At 68.0% G+C, this 19,388-nt stretch carries 19 protein-coding genes; 4 read left to right on the top strand and 15 right to left on the bottom strand.

Annotated elements, in window-relative coordinates:
* Nucleotides 1–252: 252 nt before the first annotated feature.
* Entirely contained in the window at nt 253–549 is a 297-nt protein-coding gene (locus K5L94_RS10390; RefSeq protein ID WP_274512548.1) for a hypothetical protein, read from the bottom strand.
* On the bottom strand, nt 546–1,943 hold the full coding sequence (gene hisS / locus K5L94_RS10385; RefSeq protein ID WP_053449593.1) for a histidine--tRNA ligase: 1,398 nt from the start codon (nt 1,941–1,943) through the stop codon (nt 546–548). Before hisS ends, K5L94_RS10390 begins: the two co-directional genes overlap by 4 nt.
* Before the next feature lie 126 nt (nt 1,944–2,069).
* On the opposite strand from hisS, the gene K5L94_RS10380 reads away from it, so the two are divergent.
* The gene (locus K5L94_RS10380; protein ID WP_006436589.1) at nt 2,070–2,822 is read left to right on the top strand and encodes a Crp/Fnr family transcriptional regulator; all 753 of its coding nucleotides are present in this window, start codon (nt 2,070–2,072) and stop codon (nt 2,820–2,822) included.
* Nucleotides 2,823–2,977: 155 nt separating this feature from the next.
* Here K5L94_RS10380 and thrC read toward each other — a convergent pair whose 3' ends face one another.
* From thrC to thrA, 3 genes are read right to left on the bottom strand one after another with little or no spacing between them, the layout of a single operon-like run.
* Complete coding sequence (thrC, locus tag K5L94_RS10375) at nt 2,978–4,264, bottom strand: threonine synthase (RefSeq protein ID WP_274512547.1); 1,287 nt, start codon at nt 4,262–4,264, stop codon at nt 2,978–2,980.
* A gap of 29 nt (nt 4,265–4,293) precedes the next feature.
* On the bottom strand, nt 4,294–5,208 hold the full coding sequence (locus K5L94_RS10370; RefSeq protein WP_053449591.1) for a homoserine kinase: 915 nt from the start codon (nt 5,206–5,208) through the stop codon (nt 4,294–4,296).
* On the bottom strand, nt 5,205–7,709 hold the full coding sequence (thrA, locus tag K5L94_RS10365; RefSeq protein ID WP_274512545.1) for a bifunctional aspartate kinase/homoserine dehydrogenase I: 2,505 nt from the start codon (nt 7,707–7,709) through the stop codon (nt 5,205–5,207). The genes K5L94_RS10370 and thrA overlap by 4 nt, the downstream gene beginning before the upstream one ends.
* A 27-nt stretch (nt 7,710–7,736) precedes the next feature.
* Between thrA and K5L94_RS10360 the strand changes: the two genes are divergently transcribed.
* Nucleotides 7,737–8,057 (top strand): hypothetical protein, encoded by a 321-nt coding sequence (locus tag K5L94_RS10360; RefSeq protein WP_187299804.1) that lies wholly within the window; start codon nt 7,737–7,739, stop codon nt 8,055–8,057.
* Between the two features lie 9 nt (nt 8,058–8,066).
* Here K5L94_RS10360 and K5L94_RS10355 read toward each other — a convergent pair whose 3' ends face one another.
* Together K5L94_RS10355 and K5L94_RS10350 are read right to left on the bottom strand one after the other, a co-directional pair.
* Entirely contained in the window at nt 8,067–9,017 is a 951-nt protein-coding gene (locus K5L94_RS10355; RefSeq protein ID WP_053449589.1) for a DMT family transporter, read from the bottom strand.
* Nucleotides 9,018–9,175: 158 nt separating this feature from the next.
* Nucleotides 9,176–9,874, bottom strand: a complete 699-nt coding sequence (locus K5L94_RS10350; RefSeq protein ID WP_049457207.1) for a helix-turn-helix domain-containing protein — start codon at nt 9,872–9,874, stop codon at nt 9,176–9,178.
* 81 nt (nt 9,875–9,955) lie between these two features.
* Here K5L94_RS10350 and K5L94_RS10345 point away from each other — a divergent pair, with 81 nt between their 5' ends.
* Nucleotides 9,956–10,738, top strand: coding sequence for a DUF6491 family protein (locus K5L94_RS10345; RefSeq protein WP_053449588.1), 783 nt, complete (start codon nt 9,956–9,958; stop codon nt 10,736–10,738).
* On the opposite strand, the gene K5L94_RS10340 is transcribed toward K5L94_RS10345, so the two are convergent.
* The 3 genes from K5L94_RS10340 to K5L94_RS10330 form a co-directional block, all read right to left on the bottom strand.
* Nucleotides 10,735–11,787 carry a linear amide C-N hydrolase gene (locus tag K5L94_RS10340; protein ID WP_053449587.1) on the bottom strand — a complete coding sequence of 351 codons (1,053 nt, stop codon included), beginning with the start codon at nt 11,785–11,787 and terminating at the stop codon, nt 10,735–10,737. The two genes, K5L94_RS10345 and K5L94_RS10340, sit on opposite strands and share 4 nt — an antisense overlap.
* 67 nt (nt 11,788–11,854) lie before the next feature.
* Entirely contained in the window at nt 11,855–12,268 is a 414-nt protein-coding gene (locus K5L94_RS10335; protein WP_053449586.1) for a DUF6691 family protein, read from the bottom strand.
* A complete protein-coding gene (locus K5L94_RS10330; protein WP_053449585.1) occupies nt 12,265–12,702 on the bottom strand; it encodes a YeeE/YedE family protein in 438 nt (145 codons plus the stop codon). The genes K5L94_RS10335 and K5L94_RS10330 overlap by 4 nt, the downstream gene beginning before the upstream one ends.
* Before the next feature lie 85 nt (nt 12,703–12,787).
* Here K5L94_RS10330 and K5L94_RS10325 point away from each other — a divergent pair, with 85 nt between their 5' ends.
* On the top strand, nt 12,788–13,108 hold the full coding sequence (locus tag K5L94_RS10325; RefSeq protein ID WP_053449584.1) for an ArsR/SmtB family transcription factor: 321 nt from the start codon (nt 12,788–12,790) through the stop codon (nt 13,106–13,108).
* Between the two features lie 3 nt (nt 13,109–13,111).
* On the opposite strand, the gene K5L94_RS10320 is transcribed toward K5L94_RS10325, so the two are convergent.
* The 5 genes from K5L94_RS10320 to K5L94_RS10300 all read right to left on the bottom strand — a co-directional run bounded on the left by K5L94_RS10320 (nt 13,112) and on the right by K5L94_RS10300 (nt 19,263).
* Nucleotides 13,112–13,540, bottom strand: a complete 429-nt coding sequence (locus K5L94_RS10320; protein WP_006436202.1) for a BLUF domain-containing protein — start codon at nt 13,538–13,540, stop codon at nt 13,112–13,114.
* 83 nt (nt 13,541–13,623) lie between these two features.
* Nucleotides 13,624–14,757, bottom strand: coding sequence for a hybrid sensor histidine kinase/response regulator (locus tag K5L94_RS10315; RefSeq protein ID WP_053449583.1), 1,134 nt, complete (start codon nt 14,755–14,757; stop codon nt 13,624–13,626).
* The gene (locus tag K5L94_RS10310; RefSeq protein WP_053449582.1) at nt 14,754–15,329 is read right to left on the bottom strand and encodes a chemotaxis protein CheB; all 576 of its coding nucleotides are present in this window, start codon (nt 15,327–15,329) and stop codon (nt 14,754–14,756) included. The genes K5L94_RS10315 and K5L94_RS10310 overlap by 4 nt, the downstream gene beginning before the upstream one ends.
* Nucleotides 15,329–16,153, bottom strand: coding sequence for a CheR family methyltransferase (locus K5L94_RS10305; RefSeq protein WP_274512544.1), 825 nt, complete (start codon nt 16,151–16,153; stop codon nt 15,329–15,331). The genes K5L94_RS10310 and K5L94_RS10305 overlap by 1 nt, the downstream gene beginning before the upstream one ends.
* The gene (locus tag K5L94_RS10300) at nt 16,150–19,263 is read right to left on the bottom strand and encodes a response regulator (protein ID WP_274512543.1); all 3,114 of its coding nucleotides are present in this window, start codon (nt 19,261–19,263) and stop codon (nt 16,150–16,152) included. The genes K5L94_RS10305 and K5L94_RS10300 overlap by 4 nt, the downstream gene beginning before the upstream one ends.
* Nucleotides 19,264–19,388 lie beyond the last annotated feature (125 nt).

Genomic DNA, 19,388 nt, shown 5'->3' with positions numbered 1-19,388 from the left:
GGCTGGGTCCGGTGGCAGGGGACGCCGTGAACCCGTCCATGGGGGCTTGGTCGCGGCATCCATGCCGCTCACACCCCTGCCACCGGACCCACCCCGCCTTCGACAGTTTCCCGCGATCTTTCAGAACGGCGTGGGTCGGATCGAAACCGGCTTTTGTAGAGTCGAGCCATGCTCGACTGCTGTTTGCCCTGAAACGCAGAACGCCCACCAAAGGGCGGGCGTTCCTCTTTTAAATCAGCAATTTGGAAACAATCAGGGCGAACAGCGGATCTCCGCCTGCAGCGCGCCGCGCCGCAGGCACTCGCCGAACAGGCTGCCCTGCCGGCTTGGCACGGACTGGGTGTTCTCCAGCTCACCTGCGCCCGTCGGGCACTTCCGCGAGGCCAGGGCCCGCAGGTCCTCCTCCAGCTGCGCGTGATCGATCACATGGCAACGATCGACCTGCAACCGATAGTACGCCGGCCCGATCCGCGCGCTGTGCAGCACCGGATCACTCTGGCAACCCGCCAGCAGGAGCGCACTCAACGCTCCTGCGGCGGCTCGCTTCATGCCATCGCCTTCGACTGCTCCAGCTCCACCTGCAATGTGCTGGCCAGCTCATCGCGCGACACTTCGAACTGCTGCTCGCGCAGCAGGTCCTTTACCGCCACCACGCCGCGGGCCAGCTCGTCCTCGCCCGCCAGCACCACGAAGCGGATGCCGGCCTTGGCCGCGTACTGGAACTGCTTGCCGATCTTCTTCGGCTCCATCTGCACTTCGGTGTTGATGCCACCGGCACGCAGGCGGCGGGCGATATCCAGCGACTGCGGCATGCCCTGCTCGTCCATCAGCGCGACCAGTGCCTGCACGCTGCTGCCTTCGATGCCATCGATCAGGCCAGCCTCGCGCAGCTGCCAGAACAGGCGCGACAGGCCGATGGAGATGCCCACGCCCGGTAGCTTGGACTTGCTGTAGTGGCTGGCCAGGTCTTCGTAACGGCCGCCCGAGCAGATCGAGCCGATCTGCGGGTGGTCGGTCAGCGTGGTCTCGTAGACGGTGCCGGTGTAGTAATCCAAGCCGCGGGCGATGGAGAAATTCAGGCAGTACGCGGATTCCGGCACGCCCAGCGCCTGCACCAGCTGCAGCACTTCGCGCAGCTCGGCCACGCCGGTACGCAGGGTTTCCGACGAAGCCGCACCGGCCTCCAGCGCGGCCAGCTGCGCGAGCGCATCGGCATGGCCCTGCGAACGCACGGCGACGAAGGCCAGGATCTTCTCGACCTGCTCGGCCGGAATGCCGAAGTCCTCGCCCACCAGCGTCTCGCGCACGTAGTCGGCGCCACGCTTGTCCAGCTTGTCCACTTCGCGCAGCACCGCCAGCTGGCGTTCGCCCTCGGCCACGCCCAGGCTCTCGAAGAAACCGCGCATCAGCTTGCGGTTGTTCAGCTGGATGCTGAAGTCACCGATGCGCAGTTCCGAGAACACCGCGTGGATGACCGCCAGCACTTCGGCGTCGTAACGCACGCTCAGGCTGTCCTTGCCGATCACGTCGATGTCGCACTGGTAGAACTCACGGAAACGGCCACGCTGGGCGCGCTCGCCGCGATAGACGCGCTGCATCTGGTAGCGGCGGAACGGGAACGTCAGTTCATGCTCGTGCTCGGCGACATAGCGCGCCAGCGGCACGGTGAGGTCGAAGCGCAGCGCCATTTCCGGCAGCGAGCGGTCGCCCGATTCGGCGGCATTGGCCAGCGCACCGGTGGACTGCACGAAGTACACCTGACGCTCGGTCTCGCCACCGGACTTGGTCAGCAGCACGTCGGACAGCTCGAACACCGGCGTCTCCACCGGCAGGAACCCGAAGCGCTCGTAGTTGCGGCGGATCACGTCCAGCATGCGCTGGAACGCAATCTGCTCGCGCGGCAGCAGTTCAAGGGTGCCGGGCGGGGTACGGGGCTTGATCACGGGCGGAACTCCTGCTGGAACGGGACGTGGGAGGGGGCGACATTCTAGCGCCCCCGCCTCGGGCAGGGTCGAACGGCCGCTTGAAGTATCATAAGGCCCTCCCCGACCGCGATACGCCCCCGCAACATGTCACGGCCTTCCGGCGCTCCGCCCGCCAACAACGATCCCGCCTCGCCGTCCTGCCCCACGCTGGACTGCCTGCACTGCTCGGTTCGCCACCTGGCGGTGTGCTCGGCGCTGTCGCCCGATGAAGTGCAGGCGTTGGAACAGGTCACTGTTTCACAGCAGGTCAGCATGGGCAGCACATTGGCCCGCACCGGTGAAGAGCGTGACCATGTCTATACATTGACCGCCGGGGCGCTGCGCCTGGTGCGCACCCTGGCCGACGGCCGCCGCCAGATCAATGGTTTCGTGCTGCCCGGGGACTACCTCGGCCTCAGCAGCAGCGATCATCACCGCTACGACATCGAGGCGATCGCCGACAGCCGCGTGTGCCGCGTCGCACTGCCGCAGATGAAGGTGTTGCGCAGCCGTTTCCCGCACCTGGAGCGCAAGCTGCTGCAGCGCGCCTGCCAGGAACTGGATGCCGCGCAGGACGCCGCATTGGCACTGGCGCGCCTGCAGCCGGCCGAGAAGCTGGCCGACTTCCTGCTGCGCCTGGCCGCGCGCGAGGCCCGCCTCGGCGGTGACGGCCTGCGCGTGTCGCTGCCGATGGGCCGCGGCGACATCGCCGACCATCTCGGCCTGACCATGGAAACGGTCAGCCGCACCTTCACCAAGCTGCGCCAGCAGGGCCTGATCGCCCTGCCCCACCTGAACGTGGTGGAGATCCTCGACGAGGACGGGCTGCGCGAGCTGGCCGGTGAAGGGTTGATCTGACCGCATCGCGGTTCATGGGATTGCCGGCCAGCGGCCGGCACTACCCCTGCCGCATCCATCCGGCCGTGCCGACCGCTGGCCGGCAACCGTGCCCAATCCGCGCTGCATCCCTCTGGTAGTGCCGGCCGCTGGCCGGCAACCGTGCCCCTCTCCGGTCAGCGCAGCAGCACTTCGCGCAGCGCGGCATAGTCAGCCGCGAGCGGTTCAGCGTGCGCTGGCCGCTGCAACAGCGCACCCAATGCCGGCGGCACCGCCACCGGGGCGCCGATCAACGGCTCGACCACCGCCTCGAACTTGGCCGGATGCGCGGTGGCCACCACCGCCCAGTCGCCCTTGGCGCCGCGTGCACGCAGGTCCTGCAGGACCTTGACCGCCGTGGCCGCGTGCGGGCAGAACAGCTCGCCGCTGCTGGCGTGCGCCGCAGCAATGGTGGCGCGGATGGTGACGTCGTCCACCGCGAACGCACGGAAGGCTGCGCGCAGTTCGGCATCGTCGCCGTGGTAGAGCCAGCGCAGGCGCTCGAAGTTGCTCGGCGCACCCACATCCATCGCATTGGCCACCGTGGCGACGCTGGGCTGGGGATGGTAGTCACCGCCATTGAAGTAGGCCGGCAGTACCGCATTGGCATTGGTGGCCAGCACGATCTGCCCGATCGGCACACCCAGTGCGCGCGCCAGCACCGCGGCCATCGCGTTGCCGAGGTTGCCGGTCGGCACCACCAGGTTGAGCCGGCGACGCGTCTCGGCGTGATGGGTCAGTGCCGCATGCGCGTAGTAGCTCATCTGCGGCAGCAGGCGACCCAGGCTGATGCTGTTGGCCGAGCTCAACGGCACCTGCACCTGCAGTTCGCGGTCGGCCAGCGCCTGCTTGACCATCGCCTGGCAATCGTCGAAGGCACCGGCCACCCGCAGGGCCTGGATGTTGTCGCCGAAACAGCCGAGCTGGTGCGCCTGCCGTGGCGACACGCGGCCATCCGGATACAGCACCACCACGCGCACGCCGGGTTGGCGATGGAACGCCGCTGCCACCGCTGCACCGGTATCACCGGATGTGGCAACGACAATCGTCAGGTCGCGGCCCTTGCCCGCCTGCAGCCGCGACAGCGTACCGGCGAGGAAGCGCGCACCGATGTCCTTGAACGCCGCCGTCGGCCCATGGAACAGCTCCAGCACATGGTCACCAGCGCCGAGCGGGCGCAGCGGTACCTGGAAGTCGAAGGCCTCGCGGCAGATCGCCGGAAGCGCAGCCTCAAGTGCATCGCCAGCAAAGAACGGCGCAAGCAGATCGGCGGCGGTATCGGCCAGGGTCGTCCCAGCCTGCAGTTCGCGGGCGGGCGGCAGAAGCTCGGGAACGTACAGCCCGCCATCGGGCGCCAATCCTGCGGCGATCGCCGCGCTGAGGCCAACGGCCGGGGACTGGCCGCGGGTCGAAACGAAGTGCATGGGTTCGATATCCAGTAGTAGGGAGGAATTCAGCACAGGCGGGCTCCCGGCGCATCCAGCGGCGACACCCAGGCATCACTGTCGAATCCGGCAGCGGCGAACGCGGCTTGCACGGGTGCCACCGCGGCGCGGGCCTGGTCAGCATCCTCGAACCAGGCGAACACGCTGGGGCCGGCACCGGAGATGCCCGCACCCATCGCATCGGCCGACAGCGCTGCATCGCGCGCGGCCTCGAAACCGGCGATCAGGCCCGCCCGGCGCGGCTCCACCAGCACGTCGCGCAACCCGGCGCGGACCAGCCCGGCATCGCTGCGATGGCAACCGCTGAGGACGAGCGCGAGGTTCGCGCTCTGCGCGACGAATTCGCCCAGTGCGTAACTGCCCTGCAATGCCTGGCGCGCGCGCCGGGTTTCCAGCACCGCGTGCGGATGCACCAGCAGGCTGTGCCAGCTGGCAGGCACCGGGATCGGCAGCAGGCGATCAGCCGTGCACAATGCCAGCCCCCCCAGCAGCAGCGGACCGACATTGTCACCGTGGCGGCCGCCACTGGCCACCGCCTCGCCATCCAGCGCATGCGGGTATAACGCTTCGCGTGGCAGCGGCGCATCCAGCAGCGCATTGGCCGCGACCAGCGCCGCAACACTCGACGCCGCCGAGCCGCCCATGCCGGAGCCGAACGGAATGCCCTTGTCGATCTCGACGGCGAAACCGAAGTCCAGGCCCAGCCGTTCGCGCAGCGACATCAACGCAGCACCCGCCGTGTTCCCGGCCGCGTCCAGCGGCAGTTCGACCGTGCTGCCACGGATTGCCTCGATGCGCACCACCGGTTCGTCGATCCGGCGCACGCTTACGGTATCGCCGACCCCGGCGATGGCATGACCGAGAATGTCGAATCCCACTGCCACGTTGGCCACCGAGGCGGGCGCGTACGCACGTGCGATCACAGGCGCGCTCCTTCACCCGCGGCCACGCGCAGCAGATCGGCGAACACGCCGGCCGCGGTGACTTCCGGGCCAGCCCCCGGCCCCTGCACCACGAGTGGATTGTCGCAGTAGCGGCGGGTGCGGAACTGCACCACGTTGTCGGTCAGCCGCAGGTTGGCGAAGGCGTGGTCGGCCGGCAGCTCCTGCAGGCCCACCGAGGCGCCGTCGGCGCCGAGCTTGGCGACATAGCGCAGCACGGCGCCACGCGCGCGTGCCTCCTGCAGCCGCTGCAGCAGGCTGGCATCGGACTCGCCCAGCCTTGCCATGAACGCATCCACGCTGCCGTCGCGCAGCAGGGCCGGCACCAGGCTTTCCACCTGCACCTGCTCCAGGCTGAGCGCGTGGCCGGCCTCGCGGGCGAGGATCACCAGTTTGCGCGCCACGTCCACGCCGGACAGATCATCGCGCGGGTCCGGTTCGGTGTAACCCATCGACCGTGCCTGCGCGACCAGCGCCGAGAACGGCTGGCTGCCATCGAAGCGGTTGAACAACCAGGCCAGCGTGCCAGAGAAGATGCCTTCGATCGCCAGCACCTCGTCACCGGTATCGACCAGGTCGCGCAGCGTGGTGATGACCGGCAGGCCCGCACCCACCGTGGCCTCGTAACGGAAACGCGCGCCACTGGCCGCCGCTGCGGCACGGATGCGCTGGTAGCGCGGCAGCGGCCCTGCACCGGCCTGCTTGTTCGGCGTGACCACATGGATGCCGGCGGCCAGCCAGCCCTCGTAGCGCTCGGCCACCTCGGCACTGCCACTGCAGTCGATCACCACCGCATGCGGCAGGTGCGCAGCCAGCAGATGCTCGGTGAAGCGATCCAGGTCGCTGGACTCGCCGGCTTCCTGCAATGCCTGGCGCCAATCGGCATGCAGGCCGTCCACTTCCAGGCGCATGCGCGAACGCGAGGCCAGCGCACGCAGGCGCAGGTCGACATTGGCCTTGGCCAGCAACTGCGGGCGCGCGGCCAGCAGCTGGTCCAGCAGCGCGGCACCGACATTGCCCGGCCCGATCACTCCCACCGCGAAGGTCTGCGGCGACAGCCAGAAGCCGGCATGTGCGGCGCGCAGCGCGCGGGTGGCATCGGCACTGTCCACCGCCACCGAGATGTTGCGTTCGGACGAGCCCTGCGCGATCGCCAGGATGTTCACCTGCGCACGGCCCAGCGCCTCGAACAGGCGCGCCGCCACACCGGGCTGGCCGGCCATGCCGTCACCGACCGCGGCCAGCACGCTGACCCCCTCGCTGACCTGCACGCGCTGCACCTGGCCCACCGACAACTCATGCGCGAACACATGCAGCAGGGCGTCGCGACCGCGCGCAGCTTCGGCGGCACGCACCACGCAGCAGATTGAATGTTCCGACGAACCCTGCGAGATCATCACCACCGATACCTGCGCCTGGCGCAGGGCGGCGAACACGCGCTCGGCGGTACCCGGCACGCCAATCAGGCCGGTGCCTTCCAGGTTCAGCAGGGCCAGCCCGGGGCTCAGGGTCAGGCCCTTCACCGGCCCGCGCGGCGAGCGCTCGGCGCTGATGCGCGTACCCGGATGCGCCGGCTGGAAGGTGTTGCGGATGAAGATCGGCAGCCCGAGGCGGATGGCCGGTGACATCGTCTGCGGATGCACCACCTTGGCGCCGAAATAGGCCAGTTCGCAGGCCTCGTCATAGCTCAGCGACTCAAGCTGCACCGCTTCGGGCACCAGCCGTGGGTCGGCCGACAGCACGCCATCGACGTCGGTCCAGATGTGCAGTTCATCGGCGTTGAACAGCGCGGCGAAGATCGCGCCGGAATAGTCGCTGCCGTTGCGGCCGAGCGTGGTGATGCGGTCATGGCGGTCACGCGCCACGAAACCGGTGGCGACCAGGCGCAGTTGTGGATGCTGCAGGCGCCATTTGGCCAGGCGGTCCGCACTGGCCTCCCAGTCGACATCCACGCCCAGTTCGCCATGCCCGACCACCAGCACGTCACGCGCGTCGAGCACCGCGCAGTCTTCGCCGCGCGCACGCAGATGCGTGCCCAGCAGCTGCGCGGAGAACACTTCACCCAGGCCCTGCACGCGATCGAGCACTTCACGGGGCAGCTCGCCGATCACTGCCAGCGCGGCCAGTACCTCGGCCAGCTGCTCGAAGCGCGTGTCGATCCATTCGACGGTCTCGCCCACCTGCTCGCCCAGCAGCGCCACGGCAGCGCCACGATGGCGCGCGCGCAGCGCATGCCAGGCCTCGCGCCAGCCTTCGTCACCCTTGGCGGCCAGCTGGGCCAGCTCGATCAGCGCATCGGTGACACCCTTCATCGCCGAGACGACGGTGACCTGCAGCGATTCGGGGCGGGCCAGCAGCAGGCCGGCAACATGGCGGTAGCGTTCGGCGTCGGCTACCGAGGTGCCACCGAACTTGTGCACGACGATGGACGGCGCAGCCAGGTCGGCCGGGGCAACGGAATGGGCGGGGGCGTGGGAAGACATGCAGACCTCGGTAGGAGGCCCCGTCGCATGCAGGTGTCGAGTTTCCCCGCCACCTGTATGGTGCGGGGCCGTGGTTTTCGGGAGTTACACGAAGACGACGGGCCGCACCAGGGCAGTGGTGACGGTGGTGGTGGTAATGGTGGTGGTGGCGACCGGCGCAGTCGAACGGCCCGCGGTGGCGGGGGCGTTCAGGCTGGCGTGGGCGGCATCAAGGACCATGGCGCACAGAAAACACCGCGCGCCCTGCCGCTGTCAAGTGCTGCGATGCAAAAAAACGCTGCCGCGATCATCGGCCAACGTGCCGACATTTGGTTGCATCTGAGACAAAGTAGCCATCAGCACGCTTGACGGCCGCATTCAGCCGGCATGTTCGGCGATCGCCCGCGGTGCGCGATGGGCATGCGCGCACAGCATCACCCCGGCCACCAGGAACACGATCGCCAGCGCCTCCAGCAGTGAGGGCCAGCGCTGTTGCCAGGCAAAGGCATAGAGCAGCGCGAACAGCGTCTCGAACACGATCATCTGGCCGGTGAGGGTCAATGGCAGCAGGCGGCTGGCGCGGTTCCAGAACGCGTTGCCAAGGATCGAGGCAACCACCGCCACGCCGGCGCTGATCGCCCAGAAGCCGCCCCACTGTGCCGGCGTGTGGCTGCCGGTGTGGCCGATGAAGGCCATCGGCACCAGCAGCAGGGCCAGGCCACCGGTGGTGACGCCCGTCAGCAGCGACCAGTCGTGGCTGGACAGATCGGGCCGCCGCGCCAGCCAGCGGCTGTTGCCGATCGAGTACAGCGCCCACGAGAACAACGCACCGAACGCGCACAACAGGCCGATCAGGCGCTGCCGCCAGGGTGTCGCCAGGTGTTCGGACATCAGCGCTTCCCAACCGACCAGCGCTACACCGAGCACGCACAGGCCCAGTGCCGGCAACAGCTGCTTCAGCGGCACCGCGCCTTTCTCGCGCACGCCCACCAGCGTCACCACCACCGGGATCAGGCCGACGATGAGCGAGGCCGCCGCGCCGCCTGCCCACTGTACGGCGGTCGCCAGCAGCAGGAAGTAGACCAGGTTGCCGGCCAGGCTGAGCCACAGCAGGCCCAACCATTCGGCGCGCCCCAACTGTGGCGCCAGCCGCTTCCAGCGTGGCAGCAGCAGGGCTACGGCGATCAGGCCATAGACCAGGTAGCGACCGGCGGACAGTTGCAGGGCATTGAACGACTGCAGCACGGCGGGGGCGAGGAAGACCACGCCCCATAGCGCGCCAGCGGCAACGCCATTGGCGATGCCCCGGGCCATCGGGTTGTTGCGCATTGGAATTCTTCGTGGGGGAAGAGGCCGCGCAGTGTAGTCGGTGGGCGGCGGAGCCCTCTTGACCCAGGCTACTGCCCTGCTGCTTTTGTAGCGTCGGGCCATGCTCGACTGCTTTTGCACCGGCTATCGCGCGAACGGCAGCCGGGCATGGCTCGACGCTACAGCCCTGCGCTCCTGCGCCACGCGGCCGGGGTCTGCCCACACTCGCGGCGCAGCGCACGGGTCAGTGCGCTCTGCTCGGAATAGCCTGCAGACAGCGCGATGTCACTGATCGGCGCGGTGCTGGTGCGCAGCTGGTGCTTGGCCCAGCGCAACCGGCTGGCGCTGAGCCAGGCTTGCGGGCTGAGCCCGAATTCACGCTGGAACAGCGCGTGCAGGCGGCTCTCGCTGACCCCAACGAACGCCGCCATGCGGGCCACCGGCCACGCCTGGCCCGGGTCGGCCTGCACTGCCGCACACAGCCCCTGCATGCGAGCGCCACTGCCGGCCGGTGCGAACGCCTGCAGCAACTGCGGAAGCAGGGCTGGCATCGGCCGGCCGGCCTGCACATCGGCCAGGCACCGGCGCAGCGCCAGCGGCAGGTGCAACCAGCGCTGGCGGCACAGATGCTCCTGGGTGCCGTCATCCAGCACGCCCGGCGCGCAGTCGACGATCACGAAACCGTTCGGGCCATCGGCCATCTGGTCATGGGCCTCGCCGGCAGCCACGAAAGCGCCCTGCAGCAGGTCCAGGCGGCCACCACGCCCTTCCATCTCGAACTGCAGTTCGCCCTGCAGCGGCAACACCCACTGCGCGTAGTCATGGCGGTCCAGGCCGGTGGCCTGGCCGTAGTGCCGCAGGTGGAAGATCGCGCCCATCCGGGCAGTGTGCGCGTGTAACACAGGCCGTGCAAACCGCTGCTATAGTCGGGCCGTCAACCCACGCAGGGAGTGCAGGTCATGACCCATCAGCACGCGTATTTGCTGCTCGCCGCCAGCCTCGGCCTGGCCCTCGCCGCTACCGCTTCCGCCCAGGAGCGCACGCCGCCGGCCCCGCACTGCATGGACGCGGTCGGCGTACAGGAGGTCGAGCAGGCCTCACCGCGCTCGATCGCGCTGCGCTCCGCCTCCGGCCAGGCCTATCGGATCGACTTCAACGAAGACTGCCCCGGCGTTCGCGGTGCCACCACGCTGAAACTGGAGGCACCTGCCGGCTGGGCCTGCGGTCGTCCCAGCGAGCGGGTGGTGGTGGACGGCCACAGCTGCGCCGTCAGTGCGGTTACGCCAGTGCAGAACCGTGATTACGCCAGCGTTGCGCGCGACAGTGATCGCCTGCGCACCGCCACGCTGCCAGCCCTGACCATCCGCGAGCGAAAGGAAGTCCGCCGCGGTTTCGGCGGCTCGCCCTCGTACTGCTTCGCCACCCGCAATGTGCGTGGCTGGTCGTCCGACACGCAGGGCATGCTGGTGGAAACCAATCCACGGCGCAGCGGCGGCCATCGCTTCTACCGGGTCGAACTGGGCAGCCACTGCCTCCAGCTCGACCGGTCGCCGGAATTGAGCTTCCAGTCGGGCATGCAGAATGGTCTGATCTGCGGCAACCCGGGCGATCGGGTGGTCACCGCCGATTTCGCCAGCTACGACGAGCGCAGCGACGAACTGGCGCCGCTGCCCCGCTTCAGCCGCCGCGGTGCCTGCACCATCCAGGCGGTGTACCCGGCCTCCAGCCAGGCGTCGAACTAACCGTCGACGCCGAGGAAGGTGAACGGCGCGCTGGGCACGAAGTGGCCCAGCGCATCGCCGGCGAAGGTATTGCGCTGGTCCTTGCCAAGGTCGAGCTTGAGCACCGGGCCACCGAAATCGACCTTGTTCAGATCGACCCAGAACGTGTTCGGGGTCAACGCCGACTCGAAGAAGTACAGCCGCCGCTTGTGGTCGGCCACGGTACGCCAGCGCGTGGAGGAGATGTTCGGCTCGCCCGGCGTGGTGATGCCGTACGGCACCGAGGCGTTGCGGATCACACTGAACACACTGGCCAGTGCCTCCACCGGATCTTCCGCCTTGGGAATGGCGTTGATGTAGAACGAGGCGCGGGCGAAGCGATCGGAAGAGCGGTTCGTGCCCGGCAGCATCACCGTGCCACCAATCTGCTGCCAATAGGTGTTGAGCGCCAGCTGCTGGTCGAAGATCGGCGAGTTGGTCATCACCTGGTAGCGCCGGTCATGGTGGATGACCTGGCGGCCGCCGATGTACTCGACGATGGCACTGTCACCCGTGGCATCGGACAGCGACAGATGCAGCGTCGCTTGGCGGTCCTCGCCAGGCACCTTGTCGGTGACGATCGAGTACGGCTCACGCTTCAAGGCAGCCACCGCCTCGTCCACCGTCGCAAAATTGTCGAGCACATACTGCGCCCACAGCGAGATCGCCAGGCCCGGCTTGTTGCCGCGCTGTTGCGGGTACTCCGATTCGACCAGCCACAGCAGGTTGGCGACCAGGCCCTTTTCGTTCATGCCGTCGGTGGTCGACACGTCGTAGCCGGTGGCCACCACGCTGCCGTAGCGGGCAGTCCAGGCCAGCGACTTCGGGCCAGCCTGCCCGGTGCGTGCGATGCCACGCGGCAGCACGTAGAGATTGGTGGCGACATCCACCTTCCAGTCCATCGAACGCGCGGTGATCACATCACCGTTGTCGCCCAGGTACACCGCGCGCGTGCAGGCCAGCGCCGGTGCGATCGCGGACGCCAGCGCCATGGCCAGCATCGCCCTTCCCTTCCACTTCATCCGTGCCATGTCACTGCGCTCCGTTCCCCGTGGTCCATGGATCTGACCCGATCGATCGTGACACAGGGGTGAAGCCTCAACGCACGAGGCGATCGTGCAGCCAGAAGCCCAGCACCATCGCCGGCACGAACCACAGCGCTTCACGCGATGCCACGGCAAGTCCGGCGATGGCCGGCCCCGGGCAATAGCCAGCCCATCCCCAGCCGATGCCGAACAGTGCCGCGCCCAGCAGCAGGCGAGCATCCACATCGTGTGCCGTCGGCAGCTGGAAGCGAAGGGCAAACCAGGGCTGCGCGCGACGCAGCACCCAACGCTGGCCGATTGCACTGACCAGCAGCGCCGAGCCCAGCACCCACATCAACGTGGGATCGAACGCGCCACGGATGTCGAGGAAGCCGAGCACGCGGCGTGCATCGGTCATTCCGGAAAGCGCCAGCCCGGCGCCGAACAATGCGCCCGCCACAGCGGCAGCCCAGAGGGCGCGGCTCACAACGGGGCTCCGCCGTGACGAACCACGAACGTGGTCAGCATCGCGCAGGCCATGAACACCAGCACCGCCAGCAGCGACCGTTTCGAACCGCGAGCCATGCCGCATACGCCGTGGCCACTGGTGCAGCCACTGCCCAGGCGGGTGCCGAAACCGACCAGCAGGCCGGCGCCGATCAGCTGCCAGGCGGGCAAGGCATCGCGCAGCAGTACACGTGGAGCGCTGCCGGGCACCGACTGCCACCACAGCACCAGCCCTGCCGCTGCCAGCAGGCCCATGAGGAAGGCCCAGCGCCAGCCACGCTCGCCTCTACCTGCGCGCAGGCTGCCCGCAGCGATCCCGCTGATGCCCGCAACGCGCCCGGTGGCAGCCAGCAACCACACGGCAGCCATACCGATCAACACACCGCCCGCCAGCGCGCTCCATGGCAGGTTCATGCCCCGCCTTCCTTGATGCCATGCATGGATTGCCCTCGAATTTAGATTTCTCTAAATTAGACGCCTCTAAACAAAAAGGTCAACCATGACCCACCCGCCGCTCGACACTGCCACGATGGCCGAGCACGCCACGCAGGCGGCCGCGCTGCTCAAGAGCCTGGCCCACCCTGCCCGGCTGCAGGTGCTGTGCCGGCTGGTCGAGGGTGAGGCGCCGGTGCCGGAACTGCAGGCACTGACCGGCCTCAGCGCTTCGGCGCTGTCCCAGCACCTGGCGGTGCTGCGCGGAATGCAGATCGTGGCAACCCGGCGCGAGGCGCAGGCAATCCACTACCGCATGCAGGAAGGCCCGGCGCTGGGGGTGCTGCAGGCGCTGTACACCGCCTATTGCGGAGGCGGCGTGCGCTGAATCTCAACCGGCGTGCAGTGCCGGCTGCACCACCGCATCCAGCAGGTCGACCGGGGTCGGTGCCGAACGATCTCCTTCCAGGGTCCGGCTGAAACCGGACCAGTCGCTGCTCGAAAGCTGCCGCAGCAGCGCGGCCTCCACCGGCAACGCGCGCATCGACCAGTACGGAAACTGGCGCTGGCCCAGGCGGCCGCGCGCCAGCTCGATGATGTCGATGTGGCTGCCCGCCTGCAGGATGCGCTCATACACCGAATCGATCCCGTCTGGCGGACCTTCGATGTACTGCAGGAAGCGATCACCGTCATGCAGCAGCACGCCGGTCACGCCCGCCATCTTGTTGAAACGCGCGGCATCCTCGACCAGCGCCTGCAGCCGCTCAACGGAGAGCTCCGGCAGCGCCCGGCTGACGTAGGCGATGGCGCGAAGTGGCATGGTGCTTCCTTGGCAGGGTGTGAACGCACGGTAGCAGTTGCGGACGAGTCCGTCTCATTGCGGGCGCGCGTTGCCTGAAGAATTCAGCTTGCGACGACGCCGGTACCGTCCCACCGGCGCGGGAGCCTCGCTTCGAACACCACCTGCCCCGCCTCGTTGCGCGCACCGATATGGCCGCCATGGGCCCGGACGAACTGATCGACGATGTACAGGCCCAGGCCCAGGCCCTTGCTCTGGTGGAAGCTGGCCTTGAACGGCTCGAACAGGCGCGGCAACAGCGCGTCATCGATGTGGCCGGTGTTGCTGACCCGCATCACCACCGTGCGCACATCGCGCCCATCCAGCTGCACCAGGGCCTCGCAGCCATGCGTCAGCGCGTTGCCGATCAGGTTGGCGGCGATCTGCCCCAGCCGGTCCATGTCACCCTGCAGGCGGGTATCGCCGATGGCGTCGAAACGGATGCGCTCATGACCGTGCGCGCTGCCCGCCTCGGCAATCACCGCATGGGTGACCTCGGCCAGGTCGCAGGCACTGGTCTCAAGGCGCAGGCCACCACTGCGGATACGCGAGAAATCCAGCAGCTGCTCCACCATCCGCGCCATGCGCAGCGTGCTGGCCTCGAGGTGCTGCAGCGTCTGCTGTGCCCCCGCGTTGTCCTCGGGAAGCTCCAGCGCCAGCTTGTCGGCACAGAGCAGGATCGCCGACAGCGGCGTGCGCAGATCGTGGGTCAGCACCGCGGCCATCGTCTCATTGAGCTTGAGCGCACGCTCCAGCGCTTCATTGCGCGCCTTCAGCAGCTGCCGTTGCTGGTACAGCTCGATGAAGACATTGACCTTGCTCAGGATCACCTGTGGCGCCACCGGCTTGTGCAGGAAGTCCACCGCACCGGTTTCGTAGCCCTTGAACGCACGCACCGGATCGTCCGGCGAGGCGGTCAGGAAGATGATCGGCACCGTGCGGCTGCGGTGCGAGCCGCGCATCAGCTCGGCCAGGGTAAAGCCATCGATCTCCGGCATGTGCACGTCCAGCAGGGCCAGCGCGACCTCATGCTCAAGCAGCAGCTCGAGGGCCTGCGCACCCGAGCCCGCCAGCAACAGGTTCACACCCTCGCGCTGCAGCAGGGCCTGCATGGCTACCAGGTTCTGCGGCACGTCATCGACGATCAGCAGGTTGACCGGGGTCTGCGACTGCGCAGGGTCCGGTGGCAGCAGGTTCATGCAAACAACTCCTTCAGGCGACGACACATCAATTCAAGGGGCAGCACGGCGTCGGCGCCGGCGTGCTGCAGGGCGGAGGCCGGCATCATCGATGCTTCGGCCTCCTCGGGGCATTGCAGCCAGGCACGGCCGCCCGCGGCGCGCACCGCGGCAACACCTTCGCTGCCGTCGCTGCTGGCACCGGTCAGCAACAGTGCCAGTACCTGCGCACCGAACACGGCAGCCGCGGATTCAAACAGGGGATCGATGGCCGGACGCGAGAACAACACCGGCGCGTCGACCGACAGCGCCACCGTACCGGGGTCTTCCACCAGCAGGTGGTAGTCCGGCGGTGCGAAGGTCACGGTACCCGGCTGCAGCGGCTGCTTGTCCTCCGCTTCGCGCACCGGCAGCACGCAGTACGGCGCCAGCACCTCGGCAATACGGCTGGAGCGATCGCGTGGCAGGTGCAGCACGGCCAGCACTGGCGCGGGCAACCTGGCCGGAAGCGCCCCGAGCACGGCCTGCAGCGCCGCAACGCCTCCCGCCGACGCTCCCACCACCACCACCGCAGGGCGAGCCTGCACCACCATCAGGCCACCTTCCGGTACAGGCGGTGTTCGCGCGAGCAGACGTCGAAGGCATCGTGGTGATGCCCGAACTGCAGCGATTCCTTGCTGCCCAGGCCGAGGAAACCACGGTGCACCAGCGCCTCGCGGAACAACCCGACCGCCCGGTCCTGCAGGTCGCGGTTGAAGTAGATCAGCACGTTCCGGCACGACACCAGGTGCACTTCGGAAAACACGGTGTCGGTGGCCAGGCTATGGTCGGCGAACACCACGTTGCGGCGCAGCTGGCGGTCGAACACCGCGCCATCGTAGGCGGTGGCGTAATAGTCCGACAGCGATGCCGTGCCGCCCGCCGCCAGGTAGTTGCGGCTGAACTGCGCCATGCGGTCGATGCCATACGCACCGGCTTCGGCGGTGGCCAGTGCCGCCGGATTGATGTCGGTGGCATAGACGATGCTGCGCTCAAGCAGGCCTTCCTCGTGCAGCAGGATCGCCAGCGACCACACTTCCTCGCCGGTACTGCACCCGGCCACCCACAGCTTCACCGAGGGATAGGTGCGCAGCACCGGTACCACCTGTTCGCGCAGCTCGCGGAAATAGGCCGGGTCACGGAACATCTCCGAGACCTGCACGGTGAAGAACTGCATGGCCTGGGCGAACAGCTCCGGCTCGTGCAGCAGGCGGTGCTGCAGATCGACCAGGCGATCACACTCGTAGCGCTGCATGGCCTGGCGCATGCGACGGCGCAGCGACGACACCGCGTAGCTGCGGAAATCATAGTGGTAGCGCTGGTACAGCGCCTCCAGCAGGATTTTCAGCTCCAGGTCGAACAGCGCATGCTCGTTCATTGCCGCGAGCACCAGACGCGGCACAGCGAGACCAGCTTGTCGACGTCGATGGGTTTGGCGATGTAATCGTTGGCACCGGCCTGCAGGCAGCGCTCGCGGTCGTCCGGCATCGCCTTGGCGGTCAGCGCGATGATCGGCAGGTCCTGCAGGTGGCGCTGCGCACGGATCTCGCGCATCGCCGCCAGGCCGTCCTTCTCCGGCATCATGATGTCCATCAGCACCAGGTCAACCTCGCGCTCGGCCAGGCGATCCACCGCCTCCTGGCCATTGCGCGCGATCTCCAGGCTCACGCCCAGCGGCTCAAGCACGCTGGACAGGGCAAAGATGTTGCGCACATCGTCCTCGGCCAGCAGCACGGTGCGGCCATCAAGCACGGTATCGCGGCGCCGTGCTTCGCGCAGCAGGCGCTGCTGGTCGGTCGGCAGGCTGGCCTCGACGCTGTGCAGGAACAGGGTCACTTCGTCCAGCAGGCGTTCCGGCGAACGTGCACCCTTGATGATGATGCTCTTCGAATAGCGGCGCAGGCGCTGCTCTTCCTCGCGGTTGAGCGCGCGGCCGGTGTAGACGATCACCGGCGGGAAGCCGACATCGTCGTTGCCGGCCATGTGCTCCAGCAGGTCGTAGCCGCTGCCATCGGGCAGCGACAGATCCATCACCATGCAATCGAAGGTGACGGTGCTGAGCTGTTCCAGCGCGCCGGCCAGAGTACCGACCGCGATGATCTGCAGCTGCTCGCGGCCGAGCAGCAGTTCCAGGTTGTGGCGCAGCTCGCTGTCGTCTTCGACGATCAGCAGGCGCCGCACATCGCGCTGGCTGGTCTGCTCCAGCTGCTCGATGGCCGCCACCAGCCGCTCGCGCGTGGTCGGCTTGATCGCAAAACCAATCGCACCCAGCTCACGCGCCACCTGGCCGCGGTCCATCGCCGAGACCACGTGGACCGGAATATGGCGTGTGTCGGGATTGCGCTTCAAGCGTTCCAGAACACTGAGGCCGGACACATCAGGCAGGCCGATATCGAGCAGGATGCCGTTGGGGCGCAGTTCCGCAGCCAGCGACAAGGCTTCCTCGGCCGTGGTCGCGACCACGCAGTCGAAATCCAGCTCGTGGGCCAGCACCACCAGCGCTTCGGCGAAGGTGGCGTCGTCCTCGACCGCCAGGATCAAGCGCCCGGCGCGCTGGCGGCGGCCGCGGTCATCGGCCACATTGGCGATGGCCGGCGCTGCCGCCGGGGCGACCGCAGGCGCGGCAACCGTGCGTGCGGCGACCGCTGCCACGGGCTGCGGCGAAGCCGCGGTGGACACCGGGGCCGGCACTTCAGCCGACGCCGCTACCGGCGCGCCCTGCAGCGGCAGCTCCAGGATGAAGCAGCTGCCGCGGCCCGGCTCGCTGTCGACGTGGATGCTACCGCCCATGCGCTCGGCAAGATCGCGCGAGATCGACAGGCCCAGGCCGGTGCCGCCGTAACGGCGGCGGGTACTGCCATCGGCCTGGCGGAATGCTTCGAAGATGACCTGCAGCTGCTCGCGGGCAATGCCGATGCCGGTATCGGCGACTTCGAAGCGGATGCGGCCACTGCCCGCAGCACGAACGTGCAGGCTGACCTTGCCGTGCTCGGTGAACTTCAGCGCATTGGCCAGCAGGTTCTTCAGGATCTGCTGCAGGCGCTGGCTGTCGGCCACCAGCTGGCTCGGCGCCAGCGCATCGGCCTCGATCTGCAGGGCCAGGCCCTTCTGCCGTGCCATTGGCTCGAAGGTCTCGCGCAGGCGCTGCACGACGCTGTCCACCACTACCACTTCGTCGGCCAGCTCGACGTGGCCGGCCTCGATGCGCGACAGATCCAGGATGTCGTTGATCAGCGCCAGCAGGTCATTGTTGGACGACAGGATGGCGCGCGCATATTTCACCTGCTCGTCGGTCAGGGTGCCGTCCTTGTTGTCGGCCAGCAGCTTGGCCAGGATCAGCGAGCTGTTCAGCGGAGTGCGCAGTTCGTGCGACATGTTGGCCAGGAACTCGGACTTGTAGCGCGAGGTGGCCGCCAGTTCGTTGCTGTTGCGCACCAGCTGGCCCTGCGCTACCAGCAGCGCCTGCTTCTGCGCCTCCAGCTCGTGGGTGCGCTCTTCCAGCTGGACGTTGCTCTGCTCCAGCTCGGCCTGTTGTTCTTCCAGGTGGCTCTGCGACTGCAGCAGGCTGCGGCTCTGCTCTTCCAGTTCCTCGTTGGCCACCCGCAGTTCTTCCTGCTGCGCCTGCAGTTCCTCACCCTGGCGCTGCGATTCCTCCAGCAGTACCACCAGCTGTGCACGCAGCAGCGATGCCCGCAGGGCCATGCCGATGGTCTCGCCGCAGCGTTCCAGCAGCTCGCGATCCAGGTCGCGCTGCCCGCCTGCCTGGGCGCGGCCCAGTTCGATGACCCCGACCACGGCGCCGTCGTTGCTGATCGGCGCCAGGATGCGCTCGCTCACCGGCAGCCGCCCCAGGCTCGTCTGCAGTTCAAGCACGGCGGCGTCACCGCCGTGCAGATGCCGGATGCGTTCATCCCGAGCCACCTGTCCGGCCACGCCTTCCTGCAATGCCAGCGACGCCGGCATGCCCGACGGCAACGCCATGCCACCGGTCAGCTGCAGGCGCCCACCTTCGATCCGGTACACCGCGCCAATGTCTGCCTGCAGCTGGCTGCCCAGCTGGGTAGCCGCCGCCTCGGCAATCTGCTCAGGCCCCAGGTCGCCACGCAGGCTCATTGCCACCGCGTTTTCTGCTTCCTGCAGCCACAGCGCGCGCATGGCCTGGCGCCGCGCTTCGATGGCGCGGGAGACGATCAACGCGATCATCAGGAACGCGCAACCGCCGATGCTGCGATTGACGAACGAGAACGACGAATTGTTGCTGGCCGGCGCCACGTTGAAGCCGATCACCAGCAGCACGCAGGCGACCGCGGCGACGATGAACGGCACCCGTGCGCTGCGCTGGAACACCGTCACGCCTACCGCGAGGAAATAGGCCAGCCAAACCGCATAGCCCAGCGGCACCACCAGCTCAAGGGCGATGGTGGCTGCCAGCAGTACAGCGGAGGTCATCCAGATCCAGCGGTCACGCGTGGTCGCACCAGGACGCATGCAGGTCGGCTCCAGAGGGCAAAGGGTGGGTGATGGTACTCCGTGTCGCATTCAGCCGCACAGGACCTTTGGCACGTGCCGCACCTGCACGCATCCTTCACACTTCAATGCCTAGCTTCACGTCC

It is taken from the genome of Stenotrophomonas forensis, from assembly GCF_028752115.1.
GTDB classification, from domain to species: Bacteria; Pseudomonadota; Gammaproteobacteria; order Xanthomonadales; family Xanthomonadaceae; genus Stenotrophomonas; species Stenotrophomonas forensis.
This window is presented reverse-complemented; position numbering and strand designations above follow the sequence as displayed.

Bases quoted from the DNA above. Each gene is read 5' to 3' on its own strand.
- K5L94_RS10310 (WP_053449582.1), bottom strand. From the start codon at position 15,329: ATGGTGGTGCAGGCTCGCCCTGCGGTGGTGGTGGTGGGAGCGTCGGCG.
- K5L94_RS10315 (WP_053449583.1), bottom strand. From the start codon at position 14,757: ATGAACCTGCTGCCACCGGACCCTGCGCAGTCGCAGACCCCGGTCAAC.
- K5L94_RS10325 (WP_053449584.1), top strand. From the start codon at position 12,788: ATGACCCACCCGCCGCTCGACACTGCCACGATGGCCGAGCACGCCACG.
- K5L94_RS10380 (WP_006436589.1), top strand. From the start codon at position 2,070: ATGTCACGGCCTTCCGGCGCTCCGCCCGCCAACAACGATCCCGCCTCG.
- K5L94_RS10360 (WP_187299804.1), top strand. From the start codon at position 7,737: ATGCAGGTGTCGAGTTTCCCCGCCACCTGTATGGTGCGGGGCCGTGGT.
- K5L94_RS10350 (WP_049457207.1), bottom strand. From the start codon at position 9,874: ATGGGCGCGATCTTCCACCTGCGGCACTACGGCCAGGCCACCGGCCTG.
- K5L94_RS10340 (WP_053449587.1), bottom strand. From the start codon at position 11,787: ATGGCACGGATGAAGTGGAAGGGAAGGGCGATGCTGGCCATGGCGCTG.
- K5L94_RS10355 (WP_053449589.1), bottom strand. From the start codon at position 9,017: ATGCGCAACAACCCGATGGCCCGGGGCATCGCCAATGGCGTTGCCGCT.
- thrA (WP_274512545.1), bottom strand. From the start codon at position 7,709: ATGTCTTCCCACGCCCCCGCCCATTCCGTTGCCCCGGCCGACCTGGCT.
- K5L94_RS10320 (WP_006436202.1), bottom strand. From the start codon at position 13,540: ATGCCACTTCGCGCCATCGCCTACGTCAGCCGGGCGCTGCCGGAGCTC.
- K5L94_RS10345 (WP_053449588.1), top strand. From the start codon at position 9,956: ATGACCCATCAGCACGCGTATTTGCTGCTCGCCGCCAGCCTCGGCCTG.
- K5L94_RS10305 (WP_274512544.1), bottom strand. From the start codon at position 16,153: ATGAACGAGCATGCGCTGTTCGACCTGGAGCTGAAAATCCTGCTGGAG.
- thrC (WP_274512547.1), bottom strand. From the start codon at position 4,264: ATGCACTTCGTTTCGACCCGCGGCCAGTCCCCGGCCGTTGGCCTCAGC.
- K5L94_RS10300 (WP_274512543.1), bottom strand. From the start codon at position 19,263: ATGCGTCCTGGTGCGACCACGCGTGACCGCTGGATCTGGATGACCTCC.
- K5L94_RS10330 (WP_053449585.1), bottom strand. From the start codon at position 12,702: ATGAACCTGCCATGGAGCGCGCTGGCGGGCGGTGTGTTGATCGGTATG.
- K5L94_RS10390 (WP_274512548.1), bottom strand. From the start codon at position 549: ATGAAGCGAGCCGCCGCAGGAGCGTTGAGTGCGCTCCTGCTGGCGGGT.